At 63.5% G+C, this 23,094-nt stretch carries 23 protein-coding genes; 21 read left to right on the top strand and 2 right to left on the bottom strand.

The window, feature by feature from the left end; translation table 11 throughout:
• Window positions 1-92: 92 nt before the first annotated feature.
• Window positions 93-1,370: a 4-aminobutyrate--2-oxoglutarate transaminase gene (locus tag CKW40_RS02915; RefSeq protein WP_095198519.1), complete on the top strand. Its 1,278-nt coding sequence runs from the start codon at window positions 93-95 to the stop codon at window positions 1,368-1,370.
• A gap of 119 nt (window positions 1,371-1,489) precedes the next feature.
• Here the strand turns inward: CKW40_RS02915 and CKW40_RS02910 are convergent, their stop codons facing one another.
• Window positions 1,490-2,743, bottom strand: coding sequence for an NAD(P)/FAD-dependent oxidoreductase (locus CKW40_RS02910; protein WP_095198400.1), 1,254 nt, complete (start codon window positions 2,741-2,743; stop codon window positions 1,490-1,492).
• Window positions 2,744-3,176: 433 nt separating this feature from the next.
• Between CKW40_RS02910 and CKW40_RS02905 the strand changes: the two genes are divergently transcribed.
• The 18 genes from CKW40_RS02905 (at window position 3,177) to trmB (ending at window position 20,290) form a co-directional block, all read left to right on the top strand.
• Window positions 3,177-4,466: an imelysin family protein gene (locus CKW40_RS02905; protein ID WP_095198399.1), complete on the top strand. Its 1,290-nt coding sequence runs from the start codon at window positions 3,177-3,179 to the stop codon at window positions 4,464-4,466.
• A 64-nt stretch (window positions 4,467-4,530) separates the two neighbouring features.
• Window positions 4,531-4,842, top strand: coding sequence for a (2Fe-2S)-binding protein (locus tag CKW40_RS02900; RefSeq protein WP_095198398.1), 312 nt, complete (start codon window positions 4,531-4,533; stop codon window positions 4,840-4,842).
• Window positions 4,808-5,293 (top strand): bacterioferritin, encoded by a 486-nt coding sequence (gene bfr / locus CKW40_RS02895; protein WP_095198397.1) that lies wholly within the window; start codon window positions 4,808-4,810, stop codon window positions 5,291-5,293. Before CKW40_RS02900 ends, bfr begins: the two co-directional genes overlap by 35 nt.
• A gap of 12 nt (window positions 5,294-5,305) precedes the next feature.
• Window positions 5,306-6,907 (top strand): di-heme oxidoreductase family protein, encoded by a 1,602-nt coding sequence (locus CKW40_RS02890; RefSeq protein ID WP_095198396.1) that lies wholly within the window; start codon window positions 5,306-5,308, stop codon window positions 6,905-6,907.
• Window positions 6,907-7,986 (top strand): imelysin family protein, encoded by a 1,080-nt coding sequence (locus tag CKW40_RS02885; protein ID WP_095198395.1) that lies wholly within the window; start codon window positions 6,907-6,909, stop codon window positions 7,984-7,986. Before CKW40_RS02890 ends, CKW40_RS02885 begins: the two co-directional genes overlap by 1 nt.
• A gap of 2 nt (window positions 7,987-7,988) precedes the next feature.
• The gene (locus tag CKW40_RS02880) at window positions 7,989-9,092 is read left to right on the top strand and encodes a DUF1513 domain-containing protein (RefSeq protein WP_095198394.1); all 1,104 of its coding nucleotides are present in this window, start codon (window positions 7,989-7,991) and stop codon (window positions 9,090-9,092) included.
• Between the two features lie 97 nt (window positions 9,093-9,189).
• Complete coding sequence (tsaB, locus tag CKW40_RS02875) at window positions 9,190-9,867, top strand: tRNA (adenosine(37)-N6)-threonylcarbamoyltransferase complex dimerization subunit type 1 TsaB (protein ID WP_095198393.1); 678 nt, start codon at window positions 9,190-9,192, stop codon at window positions 9,865-9,867.
• Window positions 9,867-10,361, top strand: a complete 495-nt coding sequence (gene rimI / locus CKW40_RS02870) for a ribosomal protein S18-alanine N-acetyltransferase (protein ID WP_095198392.1) — start codon at window positions 9,867-9,869, stop codon at window positions 10,359-10,361. Before tsaB ends, rimI begins: the two co-directional genes overlap by 1 nt.
• A gap of 27 nt (window positions 10,362-10,388) precedes the next feature.
• Window positions 10,389-11,189, top strand: a complete 801-nt coding sequence (gene olsA / locus CKW40_RS02865) for a lyso-ornithine lipid O-acyltransferase (RefSeq protein WP_095198391.1) — start codon at window positions 10,389-10,391, stop codon at window positions 11,187-11,189.
• Window positions 11,190-11,274: 85 nt separating this feature from the next.
• Window positions 11,275-12,696 carry a tRNA (N6-isopentenyl adenosine(37)-C2)-methylthiotransferase MiaB gene (gene miaB, locus CKW40_RS02860; RefSeq protein ID WP_095198390.1) on the top strand — a complete coding sequence of 474 codons (1,422 nt, stop codon included), beginning with the start codon at window positions 11,275-11,277 and terminating at the stop codon, window positions 12,694-12,696.
• Between the two features lie 83 nt (window positions 12,697-12,779).
• On the top strand, window positions 12,780-13,772 hold the full coding sequence (locus tag CKW40_RS02855) for a PhoH family protein (protein ID WP_023766987.1): 993 nt from the start codon (window positions 12,780-12,782) through the stop codon (window positions 13,770-13,772).
• 18 nt (window positions 13,773-13,790) lie between these two features.
• A complete protein-coding gene (ybeY, locus tag CKW40_RS02850) occupies window positions 13,791-14,291 on the top strand; it encodes an rRNA maturation RNase YbeY (RefSeq protein ID WP_095198389.1) in 501 nt (166 codons plus the stop codon).
• A gap of 27 nt (window positions 14,292-14,318) precedes the next feature.
• Entirely contained in the window at window positions 14,319-15,395 is a 1,077-nt protein-coding gene (locus CKW40_RS02845; protein WP_095198388.1) for a hemolysin family protein, read from the top strand.
• A 14-nt stretch (window positions 15,396-15,409) separates the two neighbouring features.
• Window positions 15,410-15,880: a VOC family protein gene (locus tag CKW40_RS02840; RefSeq protein WP_095198387.1), complete on the top strand. Its 471-nt coding sequence runs from the start codon at window positions 15,410-15,412 to the stop codon at window positions 15,878-15,880.
• A 97-nt stretch (window positions 15,881-15,977) separates the two neighbouring features.
• Entirely contained in the window at window positions 15,978-17,570 is a 1,593-nt protein-coding gene (lnt, locus tag CKW40_RS02835) for an apolipoprotein N-acyltransferase (RefSeq protein WP_095198386.1), read from the top strand.
• Between the two features lie 138 nt (window positions 17,571-17,708).
• Window positions 17,709-18,128: a helix-turn-helix domain-containing protein gene (locus CKW40_RS02830; protein ID WP_027032979.1), complete on the top strand. Its 420-nt coding sequence runs from the start codon at window positions 17,709-17,711 to the stop codon at window positions 18,126-18,128.
• 169 nt (window positions 18,129-18,297) lie between these two features.
• Window positions 18,298-19,563 carry a methionine adenosyltransferase gene (metK, locus tag CKW40_RS02825; RefSeq protein ID WP_095198385.1) on the top strand — a complete coding sequence of 422 codons (1,266 nt, stop codon included), beginning with the start codon at window positions 18,298-18,300 and terminating at the stop codon, window positions 19,561-19,563.
• 25 nt (window positions 19,564-19,588) lie between these two features.
• Window positions 19,589-20,290 (top strand): tRNA (guanine(46)-N(7))-methyltransferase TrmB, encoded by a 702-nt coding sequence (gene trmB, locus CKW40_RS02820; RefSeq protein ID WP_095198518.1) that lies wholly within the window; start codon window positions 19,589-19,591, stop codon window positions 20,288-20,290.
• Window positions 20,291-20,319: 29 nt separating this feature from the next.
• Here trmB and CKW40_RS02815 read toward each other — a convergent pair whose 3' ends face one another.
• Entirely contained in the window at window positions 20,320-20,484 is a 165-nt protein-coding gene (locus CKW40_RS02815) for a hypothetical protein (RefSeq protein ID WP_095198384.1), read from the bottom strand.
• A gap of 290 nt (window positions 20,485-20,774) precedes the next feature.
• Between CKW40_RS02815 and rimP the strand changes: the two genes are divergently transcribed.
• Window positions 20,775-21,422, top strand: a complete 648-nt coding sequence (gene rimP, locus CKW40_RS02810; RefSeq protein ID WP_010913319.1) for a ribosome maturation factor RimP — start codon at window positions 20,775-20,777, stop codon at window positions 21,420-21,422.
• A gap of 49 nt (window positions 21,423-21,471) precedes the next feature.
• On the top strand, window positions 21,472-23,067 hold the full coding sequence (gene nusA, locus CKW40_RS02805) for a transcription termination factor NusA (protein WP_095198383.1): 1,596 nt from the start codon (window positions 21,472-21,474) through the stop codon (window positions 23,065-23,067).
• The last annotated feature ends 27 nt before the right edge of the window (window positions 23,068-23,094 follow it).

Raw genomic sequence — 23,094 nt, 5'->3', positions numbered from 1 at the left:
GCCTAGCGGTGGTGCCGACTTGAGGAAAACGTGAAATAAGGTCAGAAGACATCTGATCAACGAGAACGGGCGCCGGCCCGATGAGGGATATCATGAAGAATTCAGCCATTTCCGAACGCAAGAACCAGTCGATCTCGCGCGGCGTCGGCATGACCACGCAGATTTATGCCGACCGGGCTGAAAACTCGGAAATCTGGGATGTCGAAGGCCGTCGCTACATCGACTTTTCCTCGGGCATCGCCGTCGTCAACACCGGCCACCGCCATCCGAGGGTAATCGAGGCGGTCAAGGCCCAGCTCGACCGTTTCACCCACACCTGCCACCAGGTCGTGCCCTATGAGAGCTATGTGCGGCTGGCCGAACGGCTGAACGCCATGCTGCCCGGCAAGTTTGACAAGAAGACGATCTTCGTCACCACCGGCGCTGAGGCGGTAGAGAACGCCATCAAGATCGCCCGCAACGCCACCGGCCGCCAGGCCGTCATCGCCTTCGCCGGCGGCTTCCATGGCCGCACCTTCATGGGCATGGCGCTGACCGGCAAGGTAGTGCCCTACAAGGTCGGCTTCGGCGCCATGCCGGGCGACGTCTACCACGCGCCGTTCCCGGTAGCGCTGCACGGCGTGTCGGTCGCCGATTCACTGGCCGCGCTCGACAAGTTGTTCAAGGCCGATGTCGATCCGGCCCGCGTCGCCGCCATCATTGTCGAGCCGGTTCAGGGCGAGGGCGGTTTCTACGAGGCGCCGCGCGAGTTCCTGACGGCGCTGCGCAAGCTCTGCGACCAGCACGGCATGCTTTTGATCGCCGACGAAGTGCAGACCGGCTTTGCCCGCACCGGCAAGATGTTCGCGATGGACCATCATGAGGTCGCGGCCGACATCACCACCATGGCCAAGAGCCTGGCCGGCGGCTTCCCGCTGTCGGCGGTCACCGGCCGCGCCGAGATCATGGATGCGCCCGGCCCCGGCGGCCTCGGCGGCACCTATGGCGGCAGCCCGATCGGCGTTGCCGCGGCACACGCCGTGCTCGATGTGATCGAGGACGAAAAACTGTGCGACCGCGCCAACACGCTGGGCGCTCGGCTGAAGCAGCGCCTGCAGTCGATCCGCGACGACGTGCCCGAGATCGTCGACATAAGAGGTCTCGGCTTCATGAACGCGGTCGAGTTCAACGACGTCAAGAAGGGCCTGCCGTCGGCCGAGATCGCCAATGCCATCCGGCTGAAGGCGCTGGACAAGGGCCTGATCCTGCTGACCTGCGGCGTCTACGGCAACGTCATCCGCTTCCTGGCGCCGATCACCATCCAGGACGAGGTCATGAACGAGGCACTCGACATCCTGGAAAGCTCGATCCGCGAAGTCTGCGCCGCCTGAACCTCTTTACCTCCCCCTCGTGGGGAGGTCGGACCGCAGGTCCGGGTGGGGGGCTTGGCGCCGACCCCCACCCCGCTGCTTCGCAGCGACCCTCCCCACAAGGGGGAGGGTAAGGGTGTCTATCCCGCAGCCCTTGCAGGCTCCTCCTGCTGAAAAGCAGCCAGCGCCGCTTTCAAGCCTTCAGGACCCATGGCCACGGTTTCCGGTGTCGGCGAGAAGCCGGCGCCGAGCATCTTGCGGCCGAGCATGTGATCACCAGGGCGGTTGACGGATTCGATGCCGAGCAGCCGGTCGCCGGTATAGTGGTAGATCGAGAATTTATTGCCGGGCAGGTCGCCCAGCACGACATGGCTGTCGCCGCCGGCGGTCAGGCCGACCATCTGCAATTTCATGTCGCCAATGTCGGACCAGAACCATGGCACCGCCGAATAGGCATCGGCGTGACCGGTAATCGTGCGCGCCGCAAGCCGCGCCTGGTCGGTGGCGTTCTGCACCGATTCCAGCCGCACATCGCCGCCGGTGAACCAGTGGCGGTAGGAGGCGGCGTCGCCGATGGCGAGGATTTCCGGCACTGAACTGCGCATCTGGAGGTCGACACGGATGCCGTTGGCAATGGTGAGGCCGGCGGCCTGCGCCAGTTCGACATTCGGCACGGCGCCGATACCGACAATGACCATGCGCGCCGGCAGCCTTTCACCTGACGAGGTGATCGCGGCGACGACATGGCCGTTTTCGCCTTCGAGTTTTGAAATCGAGGTGCCAGTCAGAATGCGCACGCCGGTCGCTTCCAGCCTTTGCCGGACATGGCTCGCCACCACAGGGGCCACGGCGCGGCCGAGCAGCCGGTCGACCGCTTCCACGACTGTCACCGTGCGGCCGGCCGCACGCAATGTCGCGGCGATCTCCAGGCCGATAAAGCCGCCGCCGAGGATGACGACGTCTTCGCTCTGAGCGCTGAGGTCGCGGATCAGCCGCGCATCGGCGAGCGAGCGCAGAGACAAAACGCCGGACAGGTCCGAGCCAGGTAGTGGCAGGGTGCGCGGGCGCGACCCGGTCGCCAGGATCAGATGGTCGAAGGCAAGCGCGCCGCCGCCTGATATCTCCAGGCTGCGGCGGCCGGTATCGATACGGTCGATCCGGATGCCCGGCCGGTAGTCGATGGCGCTGCCGGTATAAAAGGCCTCGCCGCGCAAGGGTTGCGGTTTGGCCTCGGCATCCTTGATGAACGTCTTCGACAGCGGCGGCTTGTGGTAGGGCAGCTCGTTCTCGTCGCCGATGAGGATCACCGGTCCGTCATAGCCGTCCTCGCGCAGACTGGCGGCCGCTTGCACGCCCGCATGACCCGCACCGACAATGACCACGCCGTTCTTCATCGCATTCCAATCCCGCTTCGATTCTAGGACGTCTCGCCAGGTGGCAATTGTCTGGGGCCGCCGCAAGACGGCGTTTGCGGGTCGCACCCGGAATGGCGGCTGTCAATCGTACAGTTCCGCAGCGAGGTCGGTGCAGCAAGGGTATAAAGTTGAGCTTTCTAGTTTAGAATAATTCTAAACTGTTGTTTCGATTGGCTTTTCCCGTCGATTTTCATTGACTTCCATCGGCGTCGCAGCTTTATGGAAGCCTGCGCGTTGGCGCATCCCTTTGATGTCTGGGCCTTGAACCCGTTCGATTGGAGGCATTTTGGTGTCTTTCTTCCGCGAACCGCGCGATGGCGCGGCAAGTCTTGCGCCTTATGGCGTCGACCTGGCCTGGCGCCGGTCGCCGCATGCGCCGTTTATAAAATTTCCGAGAAACTGGAGAGCGATAATGACAGCACGATACGGCGGCAGGCTTGCGGCGATTGGGGCCACGGCGCTGCTGACGGCGGCGGTGTTTGTGCTGCCTGCCAAGGCGGAAACCGACGCAAAGGCCGTTATCAAGACCTATGCCGACATCGGGCTCGCCAAATACGAGGATTCACTGACCACGGCACAGGCCCTCGACAAGGCGGTCGACGCGCTGCTGGCCAAGCCTTCGGTGGAAACGCTCAAGGCCGCCCGCGACGCCTGGAAGGCCGCGCGCGTGCCCTACCAGCAGACCGAGGTCTACCGCTTCGGTAACAAGGTCGTCGACGATTGGGAAGGCGAGGTGAATTCCTGGCCGCTGGACGAGGGCCTGATCGACTATGTCGCCAAGAGCTACGGCACGGAATCGGACACGAATTCGCTCTATACGGCCAATGTGATCGCCAACAAGGAAATCGAGATCAACGGCAAGAAGGTCGACGCGTCTAAGCTTTCGCCGGAATTCCTCTCCGGCACATTGCAGCAAGCCGGCGGTATCGAGGCCAATGTCGCCACCGGCTATCACGCCATCGAATTCCTGCTCTGGGGCCAGGACCTGCACGGCACCGGCCCGGGCGCCGGCGAGCGCCCCTACACCGACTACGACCTCAAGAACTGCACCGGCGGCAATTGCGACCGCCGTGCCGAATATCTGAAGTCCGCCACCACCCTGCTGGTCTCCGACCTGCAGAAGATGGTCAACGACTGGAAGGAAGACGGCGCGGCGCGCAAGAACCTGGTCGATGGCGAGCCGAACACGGCGATCTCGATCATCTTCACCGGCATGGGCTCGCTGTCCTACGGCGAGCTGGCTGGCGAGCGCATGAAACTCGGCCTCCTGCTGCATGATCCGGAGGAGGAGCAAGACTGCTTCTCCGACAACACCTACAATTCGCACCTCTATGACGCGATCGGCATCCGGGCTGCCTACCTTGCCAACTACACCCGCCTTGACGGCACCGTCGTTTCCGGACCTTCGGTGCACGACATGGTCAAGACCGCCGATCCGGCGATCGACAAGGAACTGTCCGACAAGCTCGATGTCACTGTCGCCAAGATGGAAGCGATTAAGGCACGGGCGGAAGCCGGTGAGGCCTATGACCAGCAGATCGCCGAGGGCAACACGGCAGGCAACGCCACGGTGCAGGCGGCGATCGACGCCTTGATCGACCAGACCAAGTCGATCGAACGCGCCGTCGGCTCGCTGAAACTCAACGCCATCGCCTTCGAAGGCTCCGACAGCCTCGACGCGCCCGACAAGGTGTTCAAGTAAGCGCCGTCAAGATAAATACCAGCCAAACGGCGCGGGAGGCGCCGTCAGCCATCTGAGCAAACGTATGCTGATCTGCCATTGCAACATCATCACGGAGAAGGAGATCGAGCAGACGATCATCGGGCTGCTGGACCAGGATCCCTGGCAACTTATCGTGCCGGCCAAGGTCTACCACTCGATGCAAAAGCGTGGCCGCTGTTGCGGCTGCTTCCCAAATGTGGTCGAAACGATCATCCGGGTCACCGAAAATTACCACGCCCGCTCGGAGGCGAGCGGCGTGGATATCGTTTCACATCTGGATCGCGTCAGAGGCCTGCGCGTCCAATACGGGAGCAGAACCCATGAAAGGCGAAATTCAGATCATCGAGCGGCTTAACGAGGCTCTTTTCCTGGAGCTTGGAGCCGTCAATCAATATTGGGTGCATTTCCGTCTGCTCGAGGACTGGGGCTACACCAAGCTGGCCAAGAAGGAGCGGGCCGAATCGATCGAGGAGATGCACCACGCCGACAAGCTCATCGCCCGCATCATCTTCCTTGAAGGCCATCCGAACCTGCAGTCCGTGGCGCCGCTGCGCATCGGGCAGAACGTCAAGGAAGTGCTCGAATCCGACCTTGCCGGCGAATATGACGCGCGCACTGCCTACAAGCGTTCGCGCGAGATCTGCCACGAGATTGGCGATTACGTGACGATGAAACTGTTCGAGGATCTGCTGGCTGACGAGGAAGGTCACATCGACTTCCTCGAGACGCAGCTCGACCTGCTCGCCTCGATCGGCGAGGAGAAATACGGCCAGCTCAACGCCGACTCGGCCAACGAGGCGGAGTAAAGGCATGCGGGAATGCGGCGCCTCTTAGAATTCTTGCGCCGCTCGCGGCGGGCCGCCGGCTCGCCGTTACTCCTGAAAAGACCAGCCGGATCGGCTCGTCGGCGCTGCACCATTCTTGTGCTGACGCTGACATCGTCCGCGATTGCCGGCGGGCTTCAGCCGGCCGGGCTCGCCACCACGCGCAGCGACCTCAATCCAAAAGATCAGGCGCGCGTCATCGCCGTCACTAGGCCGACTACGGATTTCTCCAAACCCGAGCCGTTCGAGCTGATGCAAGGCGGCGCTGGCACCTCGGAGAAGGAGGTCGACCGCGACGCCTTCTCGCAATCCTCGGCCAACATCAGCTTCGAGGAAGAGGGCACTTTCAAGCTCGGCAACGCTCTGTTCCGCAAGAACTGGGTGTCGTCGCCATCCTCGACGCAGGCGTCCGACGGACTTGGTCCGCTGTTCAATGAACGCGCCTGCCAGAACTGCCACCTGAAGGACGGCCGCGGTCGTCCGCCACAAGGCGATGTCGGAACCACCTCGATGTTCCTGCGGCTGGCGCGCGACGCCAGCAGCGCCGACGAAAAAGCAGCCATTGCCAGCCACCAATTGCTCAATTTTCCCGATCCAGTCTATGGCACGCAGTTGCAGGAGCTCGCCGTGCCCGGCCTGCCCGGCGAAGGCCGCATGCATGTCGACTATCAGGAACGTAAGGTGGAGCTGACGGACGGTACCGTGGTTTCCCTGCGCCAACCCAGCTACTCCGTCACCGATCTCGCCTATGGGCCGCTCGATCCGCGCACCACGCTGTCGCCGCGCCTGACTCCGCCGATGATCGGCCTTGGTCTGATCGAGCAGATCGCACCGGCTGACATTCTGGCCCACGCCGACCCGGACGATTTGGACGGCGACGGCATTTCCGGCCGACCCAATATCGAGCGTGACGGCCAGAGCGGGGAACTGACGCTTGGCCGTTTCGGCTGGAAGGCGCAGACCGCGTCGATCCGTCAGCAGGCGGCGGACGCCTTTGCCGGCGACATCGGCATCTCGACGCCGGAAGAACCGAAACATTGGGGCGATTGCACCGCCGCCGAAGCAAAATGCCTCGCCATGCCGAATGGTGTGCAGGCGCGCCTCGGTCCGGTCGAGGCACCGCCGCCGGTGATGGATCTCGTCACCTTCTATTCGCAGAACCTGGCGGTACCGGCGCGCCGCGATCTCGCTGCGCCTGACGTGCTCGCCGGCAAGAAGGTCTTCTACGAGATCGGCTGCGTTGCCTGCCATACGCCGAAATTCGTCACCCGCCGCGATGCGCCCAACAAGGCGCAGGCCTTCCAGTTGATCTGGCCCTATTCCGATTTCCTGCTGCACGACATGGGACCCGACCTGGCCGACGGCCAGGCGGTGGGAGATGCAACAGGCAGCGAATGGCGCACCCCGCCGCTGTGGGGTATTGGCCTCACCGAGACCGTCAACGGCAACACTTTCTTTCTGCACGATGGGCGCGCGCGCAGCTTGACCGAGGCGATCCTATGGCATGGTGGCGAGGCGCAGAAGGCGCGCGACCGCTTTGCCGCCACCAACGCGGCCGAGCGCGATGCACTGGTCAAATTTCTGGAGTCACTGTGATGCTGAAGCGCTCTGCACTGGTTCTCGTTCTTCCGCTGGCTCTGCTCAGTGTTTTCCCGGCATCGGCGGCGGTGAAAGCCTCCGATATCATCCAGCGGGCGATCGACGGCTTTGTCCGCCCGGCCTATGCCGACCTGCACCAGCATGCCGAAACCCTGACGAAGGCGATGCACAAGCTCTGCGAAGCGCCCTCGCAAGGGGAACTCGACGCGGCGCGGGCGGAGTTTTCGGCCACGGTCTATGCCTGGTCGTCGGCCGAAATCATCGGTTTCGGGCCGATCAAGGAGAACAACCTGCTGGAGCGCATCCTCTATTGGCCGGATCGCAAGGGCCTCGGCCTGAAACAGGTGCAGGCGGTATTGTCCGCCGAGGACCCGAATGCCATCAATCCGGCACAGCTGGCAGGCAAGAGCATTGCCATGCAGGGGCTCGGCGCGCTGGAATTCGTGCTTTTCGGCGATGGCGCCGATGCGCTGACGGGCAAGGATGACCCCTATCGCTGCGCCTATGGCGCAGCGGTTGCCGGCAATATCGAAACCATGGCTAGTGACGTCAGCACAGCTTGGAACAAGCCGGACGGCTTTGCCGCGCTCTGGGCCAATCCGGGGCCGCAAAACGCGCTCTACCGCGACGGCAACGAGGCGGTGACCGAACTGGTCGGCGTCTTCATCAACGAGCTGGAGATGGTGAGGGACGTCCGCCTGAAAGGCTTCCTTGGGGCCAAGCCGGATGCGGACAAGCCGAAGCAGGCGATCTACTGGCGGTCGCAAAACACCGCCAATGCGCTGGCCGGAAATCTCGCCGGCATCGATGCGCTGTTCCAGGCCTCCAAACTTGGCGATGCGCTGCCGCCCGATGCGCGCTGGATGGCGGAATCGATCCATATCCAGCTGGTCAACGGCGTCGCCACCGCGAAGTCGATTCAGGGTCCTATCGACAAGACGCTCACCGACCCGGCGCTGCGCGAAAAACTCGAGCATTTCGCGCTGATCACCTCCAGCCTGTCGACCCTGATCGGCACCAGGCTGACCGACGAATTCGGCCTGACCGCCGGCTTTTCGTCACTGGATGGGGACTGAGCATGCCCACGCCGCTCATCGATCGCCGGGATTTCCTCAGAGCCGCCGGCATCGGCTTTGCCGCCGCTATGGCACCGCCTGCGTGGGCGGCGACGCTCGCGGCCGACGCCGTCTTCGCGACCGCTTTCGTCAAGCGTGACGGCAGTTTTGGCGCCGCCGTGCTGTCCGAGGCTGGCAAGCTGCTGCATGCGATCGACCTGCCCGATCGCGGCCATGACGTCACCTTCGATCCCGTATCGAAACGCTCGGTGGTCTTCGCCCGCCAGCCCGGCACCTTCGCCGTGGTGTTCGACCACACCGGGCGCGATGCCCCGCAGACCATCGCCAGCATCACCGGCCGGCATTTCTTCGGCCATGGCGTGTTCTCTCCTGATGGCGCCCTGCTCTATGCGACCGAGAACGATTTCGACAACGCCGCCGGTGTCGTCGGCGTCTACGACGCGCGGGCGAAATTCAGTCGCATCGGCGAATTCCCGACCTACGGCATGGGTCCGCATGAGCTTCTGCTGCTGGGCGACGGCAGGACGATCGCGGTTGCCAATGGCGGCATTGAGACGCATCCCGACTATGGCCGCGCCGAGCTCAACATCGCCACCATGAAGCCGTCCTATATGCTGATCGACCGCGTCTCCGGCGACCTCATCGAAAAGCACGAATTGCCGGCTTCCCTGCACCAGCTGTCGATCCGCCACATGGACACTGACCCATCCGGTGCTGTCTGGTTCGGCTGCCAGTACAGGGGGCCGGGTACCGATCGTCCGCTGCTGGTCGGCCGCGCCGTGCGCGGCAAGGAGTTGCAGCTGCTCGACATGCCACAGGACGTATTGTCCGGCTTCCGCAACTATATCGGTTCCGTCGCCGCCAATTCGGCTGCCGGCACCGTCGCCGTCTCATCGCCGGAAGGCAATTCGCTTGTTGTGATCGATACGGCCAGCGGCCGGGTCGTTTCATCCAGCGCTCTGGTCGAGGTTTGCGGCCTGGCGCCGGAGGGGTCGGGCTTCATGGCCACCACGGGCGCCGGCGAGATCATCGAGGGCAGCGGCGCGACGCGGTCGGAACCGGATTATGTCTGGGACAACCACATGCTGCGCATCGAACAGGTCTGACAGCGCGCTGGCGGAACCGAAGCCGCTTAACAAATTATGCTTGCGGTGGCGCGCCTTGGCGGGCACACGGAAGTTTGTTTTTCGGAACCGGTCGTTCATGAAAGTGCTTGCCATCGACTGTGCCGCCAGCCTCTGCGCCGCCTGCGTCTACGACGCGGCGGCCGGGCGCGAGCTTGGCCGCGCGGTGCTCGATCTCGGCAAGGGCCATGCCGAGCACCTGATGGCCGTCATCGCCGATGCGTTGAAGGCCGGCGCGACCGACTATGCCGGCCTTGGCGCCATTGCCGTTTCTGTCGGTCCCGGTTCGTTCACCGGTCTGCGTGTCGGAGTCTCTACGGCACGTGGCCTCGCGCTGGCGCTGAAGATTCCGGCGATCGGCGTGACGACGCTCGAAGCGCTCGCGGCTGAAGCTGCGGCGGCATTTCCCGGCCGGGCCGTGCTGGCGGCGCTCGATGCCGGCCGCGAAGAGATCCATGCCGCGCTGTACGACAAAGCGTTAGTTTTGACTTACGGTCCATCAGTGACCACGCTGCCGGAAGCCACCGCCTTGGCGATGGAGAACTCTGCGGTGCTGGCCGGCACTGCGGCGGCACAGATCGCCGCATCGGTGGGCCGGCTTTCCGATATCGGGCCGCCGGCAGCTACCGCCGACATTCTCACCTATGCCCGCCTGGCAGCGGCAAAGGGCGAGGGCGAAAGGCCGAAACCACTCTATTTGCGCGGTGCCGACGCCAAGCCGCAAGCCGGGTTCATTTTATCAAGGCAACAAAATTAATGCGCATACCTTTTCTCCAACCGCGCCGCCGGGACTATGCTCTCGAGCCGCTCAGGATCACCGACAGCCTGGCGGTGTCGTTGCTGCACCGCGAGGACTTTGTCCGCCCGTGGACCGATGGCGAGTTCGCCGCCTTGCTCGAACAGGACACCGTGTTCGGTTATGCCGCACGCGAAACCGGACAGGGCGCCAAGCCACCGGTCGGCTTCGTGCTGGCGAGGCTGGCCGCCGGCGAGGGCGAGATCCTGACCGTCGCGGTGGCGCGCTCGCATCGCCGGCAGGGACTGGGCTGGCAGTTGATGGATGCGGTGCTGCGCGAACTGCACTCGCAGCGCGCCGAAGCTCTGTTCCTCGAGGTCGACGAGACCAATGTCGCCGCGATCGCTCTCTACCGTCGGCTGGGCTTCCGCGAAGTCGGCAAGCGCCCGGATTACTACAAGTCGCCCGACCGCGGTCCGACCGGTGCGCTTGTCATGCGCCGCGATCTTCGCTAGCCAGAGATCGGGTAGGCGCAGGACAGTATGATCGGAAAAATCAGGATTTTCCTGGCCCTGGGCCTTGTCGTCGCCGGTTCGCTGGTCCTGGTGCCATTGCAGATCCTGTCGATGAAGACCGGCTGGTGGCCGGAAACCGTCATTCTCAAGATCTGGCACAGGCTGATCCTTAGGGCGCTTGGCATGCACGTCCATGTCAAGGGGACGCTGTCCGACAAGCGGCCCTTGCTGGTTGCCGCAAACCACATCTCCTGGACCGACATCATGGTGCTGGGCTCTTTTGCCGATGTGAAATTCATCGCCAGGGCCGATATGGAAGGCTGGCCGCTGATCGGCATGCTGTCGAAACTGCAGCGCACCGTCTTCATCGAACGCGAGCGCAAGCGCTCCTCAGGCGACCAGGCCAGCGAGATCGCCAGCCGCATGGCCAAGGGCGACGCCATGGTGCTGTTCGCCGAAGGTTCGACCGGTGACGGCAACGCCGTCCTGCCCTTCAAAAGCACGCTGTTCGGCGCTGCCTCGATGGCGATTTCGGAGGGTGCGGCCGAGCAGGTATTCATCCAGCCGGTGGCGATCGCCTATACGCGCCTGCATGGCGTGCCGCTCGGCCGTCGCCACCGGCCGATCTCGGCCTGGATCGGCGACGAGGATTTGATGCCGCATCTCAAGGTGCTGATGGCGGAAGGCGCGCTCGACGTCGAGGTGCATTTCGGCGAGCCGATCGCCTTTGCCAAGGGCTCGAACCGCAAGGAAACGGCAAGGCTGATGGAGAGCCAGGTGCGCGAGATGATGCAGGCGGCACTCGCCGATCCGCGTCCGAGCCGCTAGCACAGGCCAGTGTCTACCGAGCACATGACCGCCGTAGCGGAGAATCGTCTGTTTTTTGTCACGGAAAGGCGTTAGAAGCCGCCGGATGGACTTGAACACGATTGAAAGCGACGACATCGGCACCGTGGCCGGGCAGCCGGCTGCGCGCGCCACGACAGCGAAAAAGGTCTTCATCAAGACCTATGGCTGCCAGATGAACGTCTATGATTCACAGCGCATGGGCGATGCGCTGGCCGCCGACGGCTATACCGCGACCGATGCCATCGACGAGGCCGATCTGGTGCTGCTCAACACCTGCCACATCAGGGAGAAGGCTGCGGAAAAGGTCTATTCCGAGCTCGGCCGCATCCGCGATATGAAGGCGGAACGCGCTAGTGCCGGCCGCGAAATGCTGATCGGTGTCGCCGGCTGCGTGGCGCAGGCCGAGGGTGCCGAGATCATCAGGCGCTCACCCGCCGTCGACCTGGTCATCGGGCCGCAGACCTATCACCGTCTGCCCGACGTGCTGGCGAGGGTGCGCCGTGGCGAGAAGATCGTCGAGACCGACTACGCCATCGAGGACAAATTCGACCATTTGCCGCAGCCGAAGCGCGCCGAGGTGATCAAGCGCGGCGTCACCGCCTTCCTCACCGTGCAGGAAGGCTGCGATAAGTTCTGCACCTTCTGCGTCGTGCCCTATACCAGGGGTTCGGAAGTGTCGCGGCCAGTGGCGCAGATCGTCGCTGAAGCCGAGCGCCTGGCTGAAGCCGGCGTGCGCGAGGTGACGCTGCTTGGCCAGAACGTCAATGCCTGGCACGGCCAGGGCGAGACCAAAGGGGGCAAGACCGAGGAGTGGGGCCTTGGCCGCCTGCTGTTCCGGTTGGCCGAAATCCCCGGACTGACGCGGCTGCGCTACACCACCAGCCATCCGCGCGACATGGACGACGAACTGATCGCTGCCCACCGCGACCTGCCGTCGCTGATGCCTTATCTGCATCTGCCGGTGCAATCGGGGTCCGACCGTATCCTCAAGGCGATGAACCGCAGGCATACGGCCCGGGATTATCTGGCGCTGCTCGACCGCATTCGCACCGCCCGGCCCGATATTGCTTTGTCCGGCGATTTCATCGTCGGCTTCCCCGGCGAGACGGAGGCCGATTTCGAGGCGACCATGGAACTGGTGCGCCAGGTGAACTATGCCTCGGCCTTTTCGTTCAAATATTCGCCGCGCCCAGGCACGCCGGGCGCCGAGATGGCCGATCACGTGCCGGAAACGGTCAAGGACGAGCGGCTGCAGCGCCTGCAGGCACTGCTGTTGAAACAGCAGCAGGACTTCGGCTCGAGCCTGGTCGGCAGCACCATCGACACGCTGATCGAGAAGCCCGGCCGGCAGGCTGGCCAGAAGGTCGGCCGCTCACCTTGGCTGCAGCCGGTTATTGTTGATGAAAAGGCCGGCGAAATCGGTGACATTATCCAGGTGCGAATCACGAAGACGGGCTACAATAGCCTGTTCGCCGAATTGGCCTGATGGTCTCGGCAGATGAGGAGAGACGGTTGAGCGCAGCAGAGCTGAAGAACCTGCCCCCGGTACCGGCATCTGGGGCTTCTGACATGGCGCACATCGTTCTGACTTTCGACAACAACAAGCTTGCCAGCGCCCTTTACGGTCAGTTCGACGAGAACCTCGCCCGGCTCGAGCAGAAGCTTGGCGTCGACATCCGCTCGCGCGGCAACCAGCTGACCATCAAGGGGTCGGCTTCTGCCGCCGAACAGGCGCGCCGCGCCTTGGACAATCTCTACGGGATTCTGCAGAAGGGCGTCGATATCGGCCAGTCCGATGTCGATGGTGCCGTGCGCATGGCGGTCGCCGCCGACGATCAGCTGACGCTGCCGACGCTGGAGCGCAAGGGCAAGGTCTCGGCCGCCCAGATCGCCACCCGCAAGAAGACGATCTATGCCCGTTCGCTGAACCAGGATGCCTATATGCGGGCGCTGGAGCGGTCGGAGCTGGTGTTCGGCATCGGTCCGGCCGGCACCGGCAAGACCTATCTGGCAGTGGCGCACGCGGCGATGCTGCTGGAGCGCGGCATGGTCGAGCGCATCATCCTGTCGCGGCCGGCCGTCGAGGCCGGCGAGCGGCTGGGCTTCCTGCCTGGCGACATGAAGGAGAAGGTCGATCCCTATCTGCGGCCGCTTTACGATGCGCTCTACGACATGATGCCGGCCGACAAGGTCGAACGCGCCATTGCCGCCGAAGTCATTGAAATCGCCCCGCTCGCCTTCATGCGCGGCCGCACGCTGGCGCATGCCGCCGTCATCCTCGACGAGGCGCAGAACACCACGCCGATGCAGATGAAGATGTTCCTGACCCGTCTCGGCGAGAACTCGCGCATGATCGTCACCGGCGATCCGACGCAGATCGACCTCCCTCCGAGTACCAAATCGGGCCTGGTCGAAGCCTTGCGTGTCCTCGACGGCGTCGCCGGCGCGGTCACCGTGCGCTTCAACGATATCGACGTCGTTCGCCATCCGCTGGTGGCGGAAATCGTCAGGGCCTATGACCGCGACGCCAAGCTGGCGCGCGGCCTGGGTGCCGAAAATTGATCTCGGCGATGCGGCTGCATGCCTGAGCACAAAATATCCGGCGACGGGGATCCTCCCGTCGACATCGATATATCGGTCGAAGCGGGCGATTGGCCCGATGAGGCCAGCCTGACGCGGCTGGTCAATCGCGCGGTTGGCGCTGCTTTCGCCGAGACCGGCGTGACGGGCCGTTCCGAACTCAGCGTCGTTTTTTCCGACGACGCCCATATCCGGACCCTCAACGCCGGCTGGCGCGGCAAGGACAAACCCACCAACGTCTTGTCTTTCCCGGCTTTTCCGTTTGTAGAAGGCGGCCCGCTGCCGCCGATGCTGGGCGATATCGTGCTCGCCGCCGAGACGGTTTCACGCGAAGCGGCACTGGAAGACAAGCCCGTCGAGAACCATATCACCCATCTCGTCATCCACGGCCTGCTGCATTTGCTGGGCTACGATCACGAGACCGATACCGAGGCCGAGGAGATGGAGGCCATCGAACGCGCAGCGCTCGCAAGGCTTGCCATTCCCGATCCCTACGCGTAACTACATCTGACAATTGACCGGACGACGATGAACGACAAACCAGAGACTGCCGCCCGCCCCGACGCCGGCAGTGCGCCCAAGGCTTCCGATACGTCGGAAGAGGGATCAAGTCCGAGTACTGGTACCGGCAGCGTTGCCAGTGAGCCTTCGCCTGCCGGACCCTCCCTGTTCGACCGTGTTTTGGGCCTCTTTAGGCAACGCAACGGCACCAGCCTGCGCGAGGAAATCGCCGGCGCGCTGGCCGAGACCGCCAGCGATGCCGGCGCCTTCTCGCCTGGCGAGCGCGCCATGCTCAACAACATCCTGCGGCTGCGCGAGGTGCGCGTCGAGGACGTCATGGTGCCGCGCGCCGATATCGAGGCGGTCGAGATCACCACGACGCTCGGCGACCTCCTGGGTACCTTCGAACAGTCCGGCCATTCCCGCATGCCGGTCTATTCCGAGACGCTCGACGACCCGCGCGGCATGGTCCATATCCGTGACGTGCTGGCCCACATCACCAAGCTTGCGCGCGTCAAGAAGGGCCGCACGACCAGGAAAACCCCTGCCGCCACGCAACTCGATCTCGCACAGGTCGACCTTGCACGCACCATCGGCGAGCTCAATCTGATCCGCCAGGTGCTGTTCGTGCCGCCCTCGATGCTTGCTTCCGACCTGATGGGCCGCATGCAGACGACGCGCACGCAGATGGCGCTGGTCATCGATGAATATGGCGGCACGGACGGGCTTGTCTCGCTCGAGGACATTGTCGAGATGGTCGTCGGCGATATCGAGGACGAACATGACGACGACGAGCCGATGATCACTCAGGCCGGTGACGGCGTCTTCATCGTCGACGGCAAGGCCGAGATCGACGAGGTCGCCAAGATGATCGGCGAGGATTTCGCCGCCGGCGAACATGGCGAATATGTCGACACGATCGGCGGCATGATCTTCAACACGCTTGGCCGCGTGCCGGCGCGAGGCGAGGTGGTGCAGGCCATTCCAGGCTTCGAGTTCCATGTCCTCGATGCCGATCCGCGCCGCGTCAAGCGCGTGCGCATCGTGCAGAGCCAGAAGGGCGAGCGCCGCCGCCGCGCAACGGCACGCACCGAGCAGGCCTGAGCGTTCCGCTGCCGATGACGGTGGACGACCCATTCAAGCATTCAAGTCTGGGGTCCGGGGTCTTCTACAAAAATCCTCGCGCAGCACTGGCGTGGCTGGAAAGTGCCTTCGGCTTCGAGCGCAGCATGGTGGTCAGCGACGCCGACGGAAACCTCGTCCACGCCGAGATGCGCTTCGGCGATTGCTATATCATCGTCGATTCCGAATGGAGCGATTATGTCGCGAGCCCGGCTTCGGTCTCGGGCAAGAACACGCAGTCCGTCTATGTCAGGCTGAAGGACGGCCTGGACGCGCATTGCGAGCAGGCGCGGGCGGCCGGCGCTGACATAATCCAGGAGCCGACGGACCAGTTCTACGGCGAACGCCAGTACCGTGCGCGCGATCCCGAGGGCCATGTCTGGACCTTCACCCAGCCCATCCGTTGCGTGTCCCGCGAAGAGGCCGAGCGGTTGAGCGGTCTGCGCATTGACGGCTGGCACCGGTAGCGCGCAACGGGTCATCGCCGCTAACAGCCCGGCGTTTGGAGCGCGGGCCGCGGCCTGATAAATCTTGCGTCTTGATTCGCGCGACTCGGAAGTTTGCATGGAGCGCCTGGCCGGCCGGATAATTCTGCTTTGGGGTTGGCGGCGGGCGCTCGTGGCCTTTCTGGCCGGGGCGCTGGCGGTGCTTGGCCAGGCACCCTACGATTTCTTCGCTGCCTGCTTCATCTCGTTTCCGCTGCTGGTCTGGCTGCTCGATGGCGCGACCGGCGAAGCCTCCGGCAGCCTGTTCCGGCGCTTGCGGCCGGCCTTCGCCGTCGGCTGGTGGTTCGGTTTCGGCTATTTTCTCGCCGGTCTCTGGTGGATCGGCTCGGCGTTGCTGGTCGAGGCCGATGACTTTGCCTGGGCGCTTCCCTTCGCCGTGGTCGGCATTCCCTTCGCGCTCGCCTTTTTCTATGGCTTCGCAACGATGGTCGCCCGGCTCCTGTGGAGCAGCGATATCGGCCGCATCGCCGCCCTTGCCTTCGGCTTCGGGCTGACCGAGTGGCTGCGCGGCTTCCTGTTCACCGGTTTTCCCTGGAATGCCATCGGCTACGCGGCAATGCCGGTGCCTCTTCTGATGCAGAGCGTCTCGGTGACCGGCATGATCGGCATGAACGCGCTTGCGGTGTTCGTTTTTTCGATGCCGGCGCTGCTGGCGGCGCGCCGGCATCTTCGCCTGGGCGCGGCACTGTTCGTCGTGCTTGCATCTGCCCATGTCGGTTTCGGCTATGTCAGGCTTGCCGCGCCTGAAAAGCCGGCGGAGCGCAGCCTGGATGTCCGCATCGTCCAGCCGGCCGTCGACCTCAGCGAAAAATGGGACGCCTCGGTGCGCGACCGCATCTTCGCCACCTTGCTCGGCCTGTCCGCCAAGGCGCCGGACCCCGGTCACGGCAAGCCACAACTCATTCTCTGGCCGGAAACCTCGGTGCCGTTCCTTTTCACCGAGCGCCCGGACGCGTTGACGGCGCTGGGCGACATGCTGGCCGATGGCCAGATGCTGATCGCCGGCGTCGTTCGCGAGGAAGGCGGCTCGGCGGCCAGCACCGACAGCCGCTATTACAATTCCGTGGTGGCGATCAACGACAAGGGTGAAATCGCCGACGCCGTCGACAAGGTCCATCTGGTGCCGTTCGGCGAATATCTGCCTTTCGCCGACCTGTTCAACCGTTTCGGCATCGCACAGCTTGTCGCCGGGCCGGTGACGTTCGCCGCCGGCAACGAGCGCCACGCGATCACGCTGCCGGGCGGCATCCGTGCCCTGCCATTTATCTGTTACGAGGTGATCTTTCCCGATCTCGTGGCAGTTGACGCTACGTCAGCGCAGCTTATTGTGAACGTTACCAATGATGCCTGGTTCGGGGACACACCGGGACCGTACCAGCATTTCAGGCAGGCCCAGATTCGCGCGGTGGAGAACGGATTGCCCTTGCTGCGTGCTGCCAACAACGGCATCTCGGCTGTCGTCGATCCACACGGACGCATCGTCGATGCGCTGGCGATCGACGCGCGTGGAGCCATCGATGTGAAGGTGCCGATTTCCGGACAGACGGTCGTTTCCTCGGGCCAGCGGCGCATTAACGGAATGCTGATCATGTTGCTGTTTGCGCTTGTGGGGGCGCTGTTGAACGTAAGGCAAAGGCTACGGGTGAATTGACAGTCGACACATTAGAAACTCATACTGTATCGCCTGAAATTTCTCGAAGCCGGTGGAACGTTCTGTTGGGGCAGTCGCCCCCGGCTTTTTTTGGGCGGGAAAAAAATCACAAAGCCGAAAAAATTCGGCGAGGAAAAAATGACAGAAGAAAACAAGAAGAAACCGAATCCCATCGACATCCACGTTGGAAGCCGCGTCCGGCTTCGCCGCAACATGCTCGGAATGAGCCAGGAAAAGCTGGGCGAGAATCTCGGCATCACATTTCAACAAATCCAGAAATATGAAAAGGGTACCAACCGAGTCGGCGCCAGCCGGCTGCAGGCGATTGCCTCCATACTCGGCGTGCCTGTCGCCTTCTTCTTCGAGGATGCGCCGGGTCAGGAAGCGGTGGCCGGCCGTGGTTTTTCCGAAGATGCGTCGATGGCTTTCGCCGTCGAATTCTGCGGCAGTCCCGAAGGCCTTCAGCTCAACCGGGCCTTCGTCAAGATCGCTGACGTCAAGGTGCGCCGCAGGATCATCGACCTGGTGAAGTCGCTCGCCGCCGACGACCTCGACTGACCCCTCGATGCGCCTCGAACCGGCGGCATTCGCCGCCGGTGGCACAAGATATCGACATCGACAGTCGTGCCAGAATGGCGGCAACGCTTGACGAGCGGCGCTTTGCCCCGCTAACACGTGGCGCGCCAAAATCGGCAGCCTGCCGATCGTTTTTCAAGAGGGGACACCCGTGACGCGGCAGAACTACTTCTTTACCTCGGAATCCGTTGCCGAGGGCCATCCCGACAAAGTCTGTGACCGGATCTCCGACGAGATTGTCGATCTGGTCTACCGTGAAGCCAAGAAGACCGGCATGGACCCATGGAAAGTCCGTGTCGCCTGCGAGACGCTCGCGACCACCAACCGCGTCGTCATCGCCGGCGAAGTGCGCGTCCCCGAGACGCTGCTGAAAAAGGACAAGGCCGGCAATATTCTCAAGGATGCAGCGGGCCACCCTGTCGTGAACCCGGCAAAGTTCAAATCCGTCGCCCGCAAGGCGATCCGCGAGATCGGCTACGAACAGGCCGGCTTCCACTGGAAGACGGCCAAGATCGAGGTTCTCCTGCACGGCCAGTCGCCAGACATCGGCCAGGGCGTCGACAACGCCGCCGACCGACAGGGCGAGGAAGGGGCCGGCGACCAGGGCATCATGTTCGGCTACGCCTGCCGCGAAACGCCGGATCTGATGCCGGCGCCGATCTACTACAGCCACAAGATCCTCGAACTTCTGGCTGCCGCCCGTCACGAAAACAACGGCGAGGCCGGCAAGCTCGGCCCGGACGCCAAGAGCCAGGTCACCGTGCGCTACATCGACGGCAAGGCCGCCGAGGCAACGCAGATCGTGCTGTCGACCCAGCATCTCGACGCGACCTGGGACTCCAAGAAGGTCCGCAAGGTCGTGGAACCCTACATCCGCGAGGCGCTTGGTGATCTCAAGATTGCCGACGATTGCATGTGGTACATCAACCCGACCGGCAAGTTCGTCATCGGCGGTCCGGATGGTGACGCGGGCCTCACCGGCCGCAAGATCATCGTCGACACCTATGGTGGCGCGGCACCGCATGGCGGCGGCGCCTTCTCCGGCAAGGACACCACCAAGGTCGATCGTTCGGCCGCCTATGCGGCGCGCTATCTGGCCAAGAATGTCGTGGCGGCGAAGCTTGCCGATCGCTGCACCATCCAGCTTTCCTACGCCATCGGCGTTGCCCAGCCTCTGTCGGTCTATGTCGACCTGCACGGCACCGGCAAGGTCGACGAGGCAAAGCTCGAGGACGCGCTGCGCACGGTGATGGACCTGTCGCCGTCGGGCATCCGCCGTCATCTCGACCTCAACAAGCCGATCTATGCCAAGACGTCGTCCTACGGTCATTTCGGCCGCAAGGCCGGCCGTGACGGGTCTTTCTCCTGGGAAAAGACCGATCTCGCCAAGGCGCTCAAGGATGCTGTCGCGGCCTGAGCCGCGACAGACCTTGCGTTACCAGATGAGCCCGCAAGACAGGCCAAGCCGTGCGACCGAAGCCTTCTTCGGTCGTCGGCGCGGCAAGCCGGTGCGCCCGCAGCAGGCAGCGGCCCTGGAAAGCGGGCTTGGCGCCTACGGGCTCGATCTGACGGCTGAAGCGCCGTCGGATTTGCGCACGCTGTTTGAGACTGAAGTTTCGACTGTCCGGCTCGAGATCGGCTTTGGCGGCGGCGAGCATCTTTTGCACCGCGCCATCGAGTCGCCGGCGACCGGCTTCATCGGCGTCGAGCCCTTCGTCAACGGCATGGCCAAGATGATGATGGCGGTGCAGGCAAGGCCGCTGGCCAATCTCAGGGTTCATGACGACGACGCCACCCGACTGCTCGACTGGCTGCCGCCGGCCTCGCTCGATGGTCTCGATCTTCTCTATCCCGATCCCTGGCCGAAGAAGAAGCACTGGAAGCGGCGTTTCGTCAGACCGGTCAATCTCGAGCGTTTCGCGCGCGTCCTGAAACCGGGTTCAAAATTCCGCTTCGCGTCCGATATCGACACGTATGTGAACTGGACCTTGCTGCATTGCCGGGCGCATCGCGCCTTTGCGTGGCAGGCCGCGGAAGCGGCGGACTGGCACCGTCCCTACGACGGCTGGCCGGGCACGCGTTACGAGGCGAAGGCCATCCGCGAGGGCCGGCGGCCTGCCTATCTGACCTTTGTCAGGAAATAGGCGGCCTCACGGCGACCCTCGCGAAATTTTCAGAAACGGCCGATTCTGTTGAAGATGGCCGGGTCCATGCCGAGCTTGTGCAAATCGTCGGCGCGCGGCTTGCGGCCGGCTTCCACGGCGCGGGACGCGGCGACGGCGCTGCCAAAAGTGGTGAAGAGATCGCCCAGGGCGGAAAATAGTCTGCGGTTGCTCATGATCTTGTCCTTTCGCGCGCCATCGCGCGCCGCTTCTGTTCGTGTCGTGGCTAACAAATAAGAGCGCCCTGCCGGCTCTCACAGGGGGATTGCCGCATGGGGGCCATGCGCCTGGAGCAATGCTGATGCTGTCAGGGCTTTTGCCGGCTCGCCACGGCGGGCTTGAAACACCGGCCATGTTCGTTTATATCAGCCTCAAATTCTTGGTCGGTATGACGAAGAGTGGGTCCACCCGGTCCCGCTCTTTTTTATTACCTGCCGATAGGATCGAAACGAACGACAGGTAATTGATGACTGCAACGGCAAGCGAAGGTGACGACCGCATCATCCGCGAAAGCGGCATCGATGCGCGCATTGCGCTGATCGTCCAACCGGTGCTGCGCGGCATCGGCTTTCGCCTCGTGCGCGTGCATCTGTCCGGCCAGAACGGGCTGACGCTGCAGATCATGGCCGAGCGCGAGGACGGCACCATGACCGTCGAGGATTGCGAAGAGGTCAGCCGCGCGGTGTCGCCGGCGCTCGATGTCGATGATCCGATCGAAAAGGCGTATCATCTCGAAGTCTCTTCGCCCGGCATCGACCGGCCGTTGGTGCGCAAATCGGATTTCGTGACCTGGACCGGTCATCTGGTGAAGATGGAAACATCGGTCATCGTCGCGGATCGCAAGCGCTTCAAGGGCAAGATCGCCGAAGCCGGTGAGAACGATGTGCTGATCGAGCGCGACAAGGCGGCCTATGGTGAGGAGCCGACGGTGCGCGTGCCCTACGACGCAATTGCCGAAACCCGGCTGATCCTGACCGACGACCTCATCCGCGATGCGTTGTCGAAGGACAACAGGGCGCGCAAGGAAGCCAAGAAACGTCGCGGCGAGCCGGACGATGATGTGCCCGAGGGTGCGGAAGCGGACGCCACGGAAGAACACGAACAGGAAAGTTGATTGAGCTGCCGGGCGCAAAGGTCCGGCAAACAGGCTCGGGAGAAAAATCATGGTTGTAAGCGCCAACAGACTTGAACTGCTGCAGATTGCGGACGCGGTCGCACGTGAAAAGTCGATCGACAAGTCGATCGTCATCGCCGCAATGGCCGATGCGATCCAGAAGGCGGCGCGCTCGCGTTATGGCCAGGAAACCAACATCCGCGCCGACATCAACCCCAACACCGGCGAGATGAAGCTGCAGCGGCTGATGGAAGTGGTCGAAAAAGTCGACGACTACGCCACGCAGATCGCCATTTCCTCGGCCCGCGAGCGCAATCCCGACGCCCAGCTCGGCGACTTCATCGCCGAACAGCTGCCGCCGATGGATTTCGGCCGCATCGCCGCCCAGTCGGCCAAGCAGGTCATCGTGCAGAAGGTGCGCGAGGCCGAACGTGACCGTCAGTATGACGAATACAAGGACCGCATCGGCGAGATCGTCAACGGCACCGTCAAGCGCGTCGAATATGGCAATGTCATCGTCGATCTCGGCCGTGGCGAGGCCATTATCCGCCGCGACGAGCTGATCCCGCGCGAGAACTACAAGTATGGCGACCGCGTCCGCGCCTATGTCTACGACGTGCGCCGCGAGCAGCGCGGCCCGCAGATATTCCTGTCGCGCACCCATCCGCAGTTCATGGCCAAGCTCTTCACCATGGAAGTGCCGGAAATCTATGACGGCATCATCGAGATCAAGTCGGTCGCCCGCGACCCGGGCTCGCGCGCCAAGATCGCCGTCATCTCGCGTGATTCCTCGATCGATCCGGTCGGCGCCTGCGTCGGTATGCGCGGCAGCCGCGTCCAGGCCGTCGTCGGCGAATTGCAGGGCGAGAAGATCGACATCATTCCGTGGTCGCCCTCGGCCGCCTCCTTCATCGTCAATGCGCTGCAGCCGGCGGAAGTCGCCAAGGTCGTGCTCGACGAAGACGCCGAGCGCATCGAAGTGGTGGTTCCCGACGATCAGCTGTCGCTGGCCATCGGCCGCCGCGGCCAGAACGTGCGTCTCGCCTCGCAGCTCACCGGCTGGGACATCGACATCCTGACCGAGGCCGAGGAATCCGAGCGCCGCCAGAAGGAATTCGTCGAACGTTCGGCGCTGTTCATGGAAGCCCTCGACGTCGACGAGATGGTCGGCCAGGTGCTGGCCTCCGAAGGCTTCACCAGTGTCGAGGAAGTCGCCTATGTCGACGCCGGCGAGATCGCCTCGATCGACGGCTTCGACGACGACACCGCTTCCGAAATCCAGACCCGTGCCCGCGAGTATCTCGAAAAGATCGAGGCCGAGCATGACGACAAGCGCAAGGCGCTGGGTGTCAAGGACGAGTTGCGCGAAATCCCCGGCATCACCACCGCCATGATGGTGACGCTGGGCGAGGACGGCGTGAAGACGATCGAGGATTTCGCCGGTTATGCCGCCGACGACCTGACCGGCTGGAAGGAACGCAAGGACGGCGAGACCAAGGTCTATCCGGGCGTGCTGGCCAATCACGGTGTTTCGCGCGCCGACGCCGAACAGATGGTGCTCAACGCCCGTCTCAAGGCCGGCTGGATTTCCGAGGACGAGCTTGCGGCCGAAGAAGTATCGGCTGACGAAGCCGTTGGTGCGTGAGGTGAAACCGCATCGCACACAACCCGC

The organism is Mesorhizobium carmichaelinearum, assembly GCF_900199455.1.
Lineage (GTDB): Bacteria > Pseudomonadota > Alphaproteobacteria > Rhizobiales > Rhizobiaceae > Mesorhizobium > Mesorhizobium carmichaelinearum.
This window is presented reverse-complemented; position numbering and strand designations above follow the sequence as displayed.

What these genes read in the sequence shown, in the direction of transcription:
- CKW40_RS02845 (WP_095198388.1), top strand. Translation starts at nt 14,319, where the DNA reads ATGAACGACAAACCAGAGACTGCCGCCCGCCCCGACGCCGGCAGTGCG.
- ybeY (WP_095198389.1), top strand. Translation starts at nt 13,791, where the DNA reads ATGCCTGAGCACAAAATATCCGGCGACGGGGATCCTCCCGTCGACATC.
- nusA (WP_095198383.1), top strand. Translation starts at nt 21,472, where the DNA reads ATGGTTGTAAGCGCCAACAGACTTGAACTGCTGCAGATTGCGGACGCG.
- CKW40_RS02915 (WP_095198519.1), top strand. Translation starts at nt 93, where the DNA reads ATGAAGAATTCAGCCATTTCCGAACGCAAGAACCAGTCGATCTCGCGC.
- tsaB (WP_095198393.1), top strand. Translation starts at nt 9,190, where the DNA reads ATGAAAGTGCTTGCCATCGACTGTGCCGCCAGCCTCTGCGCCGCCTGC.
- CKW40_RS02880 (WP_095198394.1), top strand. Translation starts at nt 7,989, where the DNA reads ATGCCCACGCCGCTCATCGATCGCCGGGATTTCCTCAGAGCCGCCGGC.
- CKW40_RS02855 (WP_023766987.1), top strand. Translation starts at nt 12,780, where the DNA reads ATGGCGCACATCGTTCTGACTTTCGACAACAACAAGCTTGCCAGCGCC.
- CKW40_RS02890 (WP_095198396.1), top strand. Translation starts at nt 5,306, where the DNA reads ATGCGGCGCCTCTTAGAATTCTTGCGCCGCTCGCGGCGGGCCGCCGGC.
- miaB (WP_095198390.1), top strand. Translation starts at nt 11,275, where the DNA reads ATGGACTTGAACACGATTGAAAGCGACGACATCGGCACCGTGGCCGGG.
- olsA (WP_095198391.1), top strand. Translation starts at nt 10,389, where the DNA reads ATGATCGGAAAAATCAGGATTTTCCTGGCCCTGGGCCTTGTCGTCGCC.
- CKW40_RS02830 (WP_027032979.1), top strand. Translation starts at nt 17,709, where the DNA reads ATGACAGAAGAAAACAAGAAGAAACCGAATCCCATCGACATCCACGTT.
- CKW40_RS02885 (WP_095198395.1), top strand. Translation starts at nt 6,907, where the DNA reads ATGCTGAAGCGCTCTGCACTGGTTCTCGTTCTTCCGCTGGCTCTGCTC.
- CKW40_RS02840 (WP_095198387.1), top strand. Translation starts at nt 15,410, where the DNA reads ATGACGGTGGACGACCCATTCAAGCATTCAAGTCTGGGGTCCGGGGTC.
- lnt (WP_095198386.1), top strand. Translation starts at nt 15,978, where the DNA reads ATGGAGCGCCTGGCCGGCCGGATAATTCTGCTTTGGGGTTGGCGGCGG.
- CKW40_RS02815 (WP_095198384.1), bottom strand. Translation starts at nt 20,484, where the DNA reads ATGAGCAACCGCAGACTATTTTCCGCCCTGGGCGATCTCTTCACCACT.
- CKW40_RS02905 (WP_095198399.1), top strand. Translation starts at nt 3,177, where the DNA reads ATGACAGCACGATACGGCGGCAGGCTTGCGGCGATTGGGGCCACGGCG.
- rimI (WP_095198392.1), top strand. Translation starts at nt 9,867, where the DNA reads ATGCGCATACCTTTTCTCCAACCGCGCCGCCGGGACTATGCTCTCGAG.
- rimP (WP_010913319.1), top strand. Translation starts at nt 20,775, where the DNA reads ATGACTGCAACGGCAAGCGAAGGTGACGACCGCATCATCCGCGAAAGC.
- CKW40_RS02910 (WP_095198400.1), bottom strand. Translation starts at nt 2,743, where the DNA reads ATGAAGAACGGCGTGGTCATTGTCGGTGCGGGTCATGCGGGCGTGCAA.
- CKW40_RS02900 (WP_095198398.1), top strand. Translation starts at nt 4,531, where the DNA reads ATGCTGATCTGCCATTGCAACATCATCACGGAGAAGGAGATCGAGCAG.
- bfr (WP_095198397.1), top strand. Translation starts at nt 4,808, where the DNA reads ATGAAAGGCGAAATTCAGATCATCGAGCGGCTTAACGAGGCTCTTTTC.
- trmB (WP_095198518.1), top strand. Translation starts at nt 19,589, where the DNA reads ATGAGCCCGCAAGACAGGCCAAGCCGTGCGACCGAAGCCTTCTTCGGT.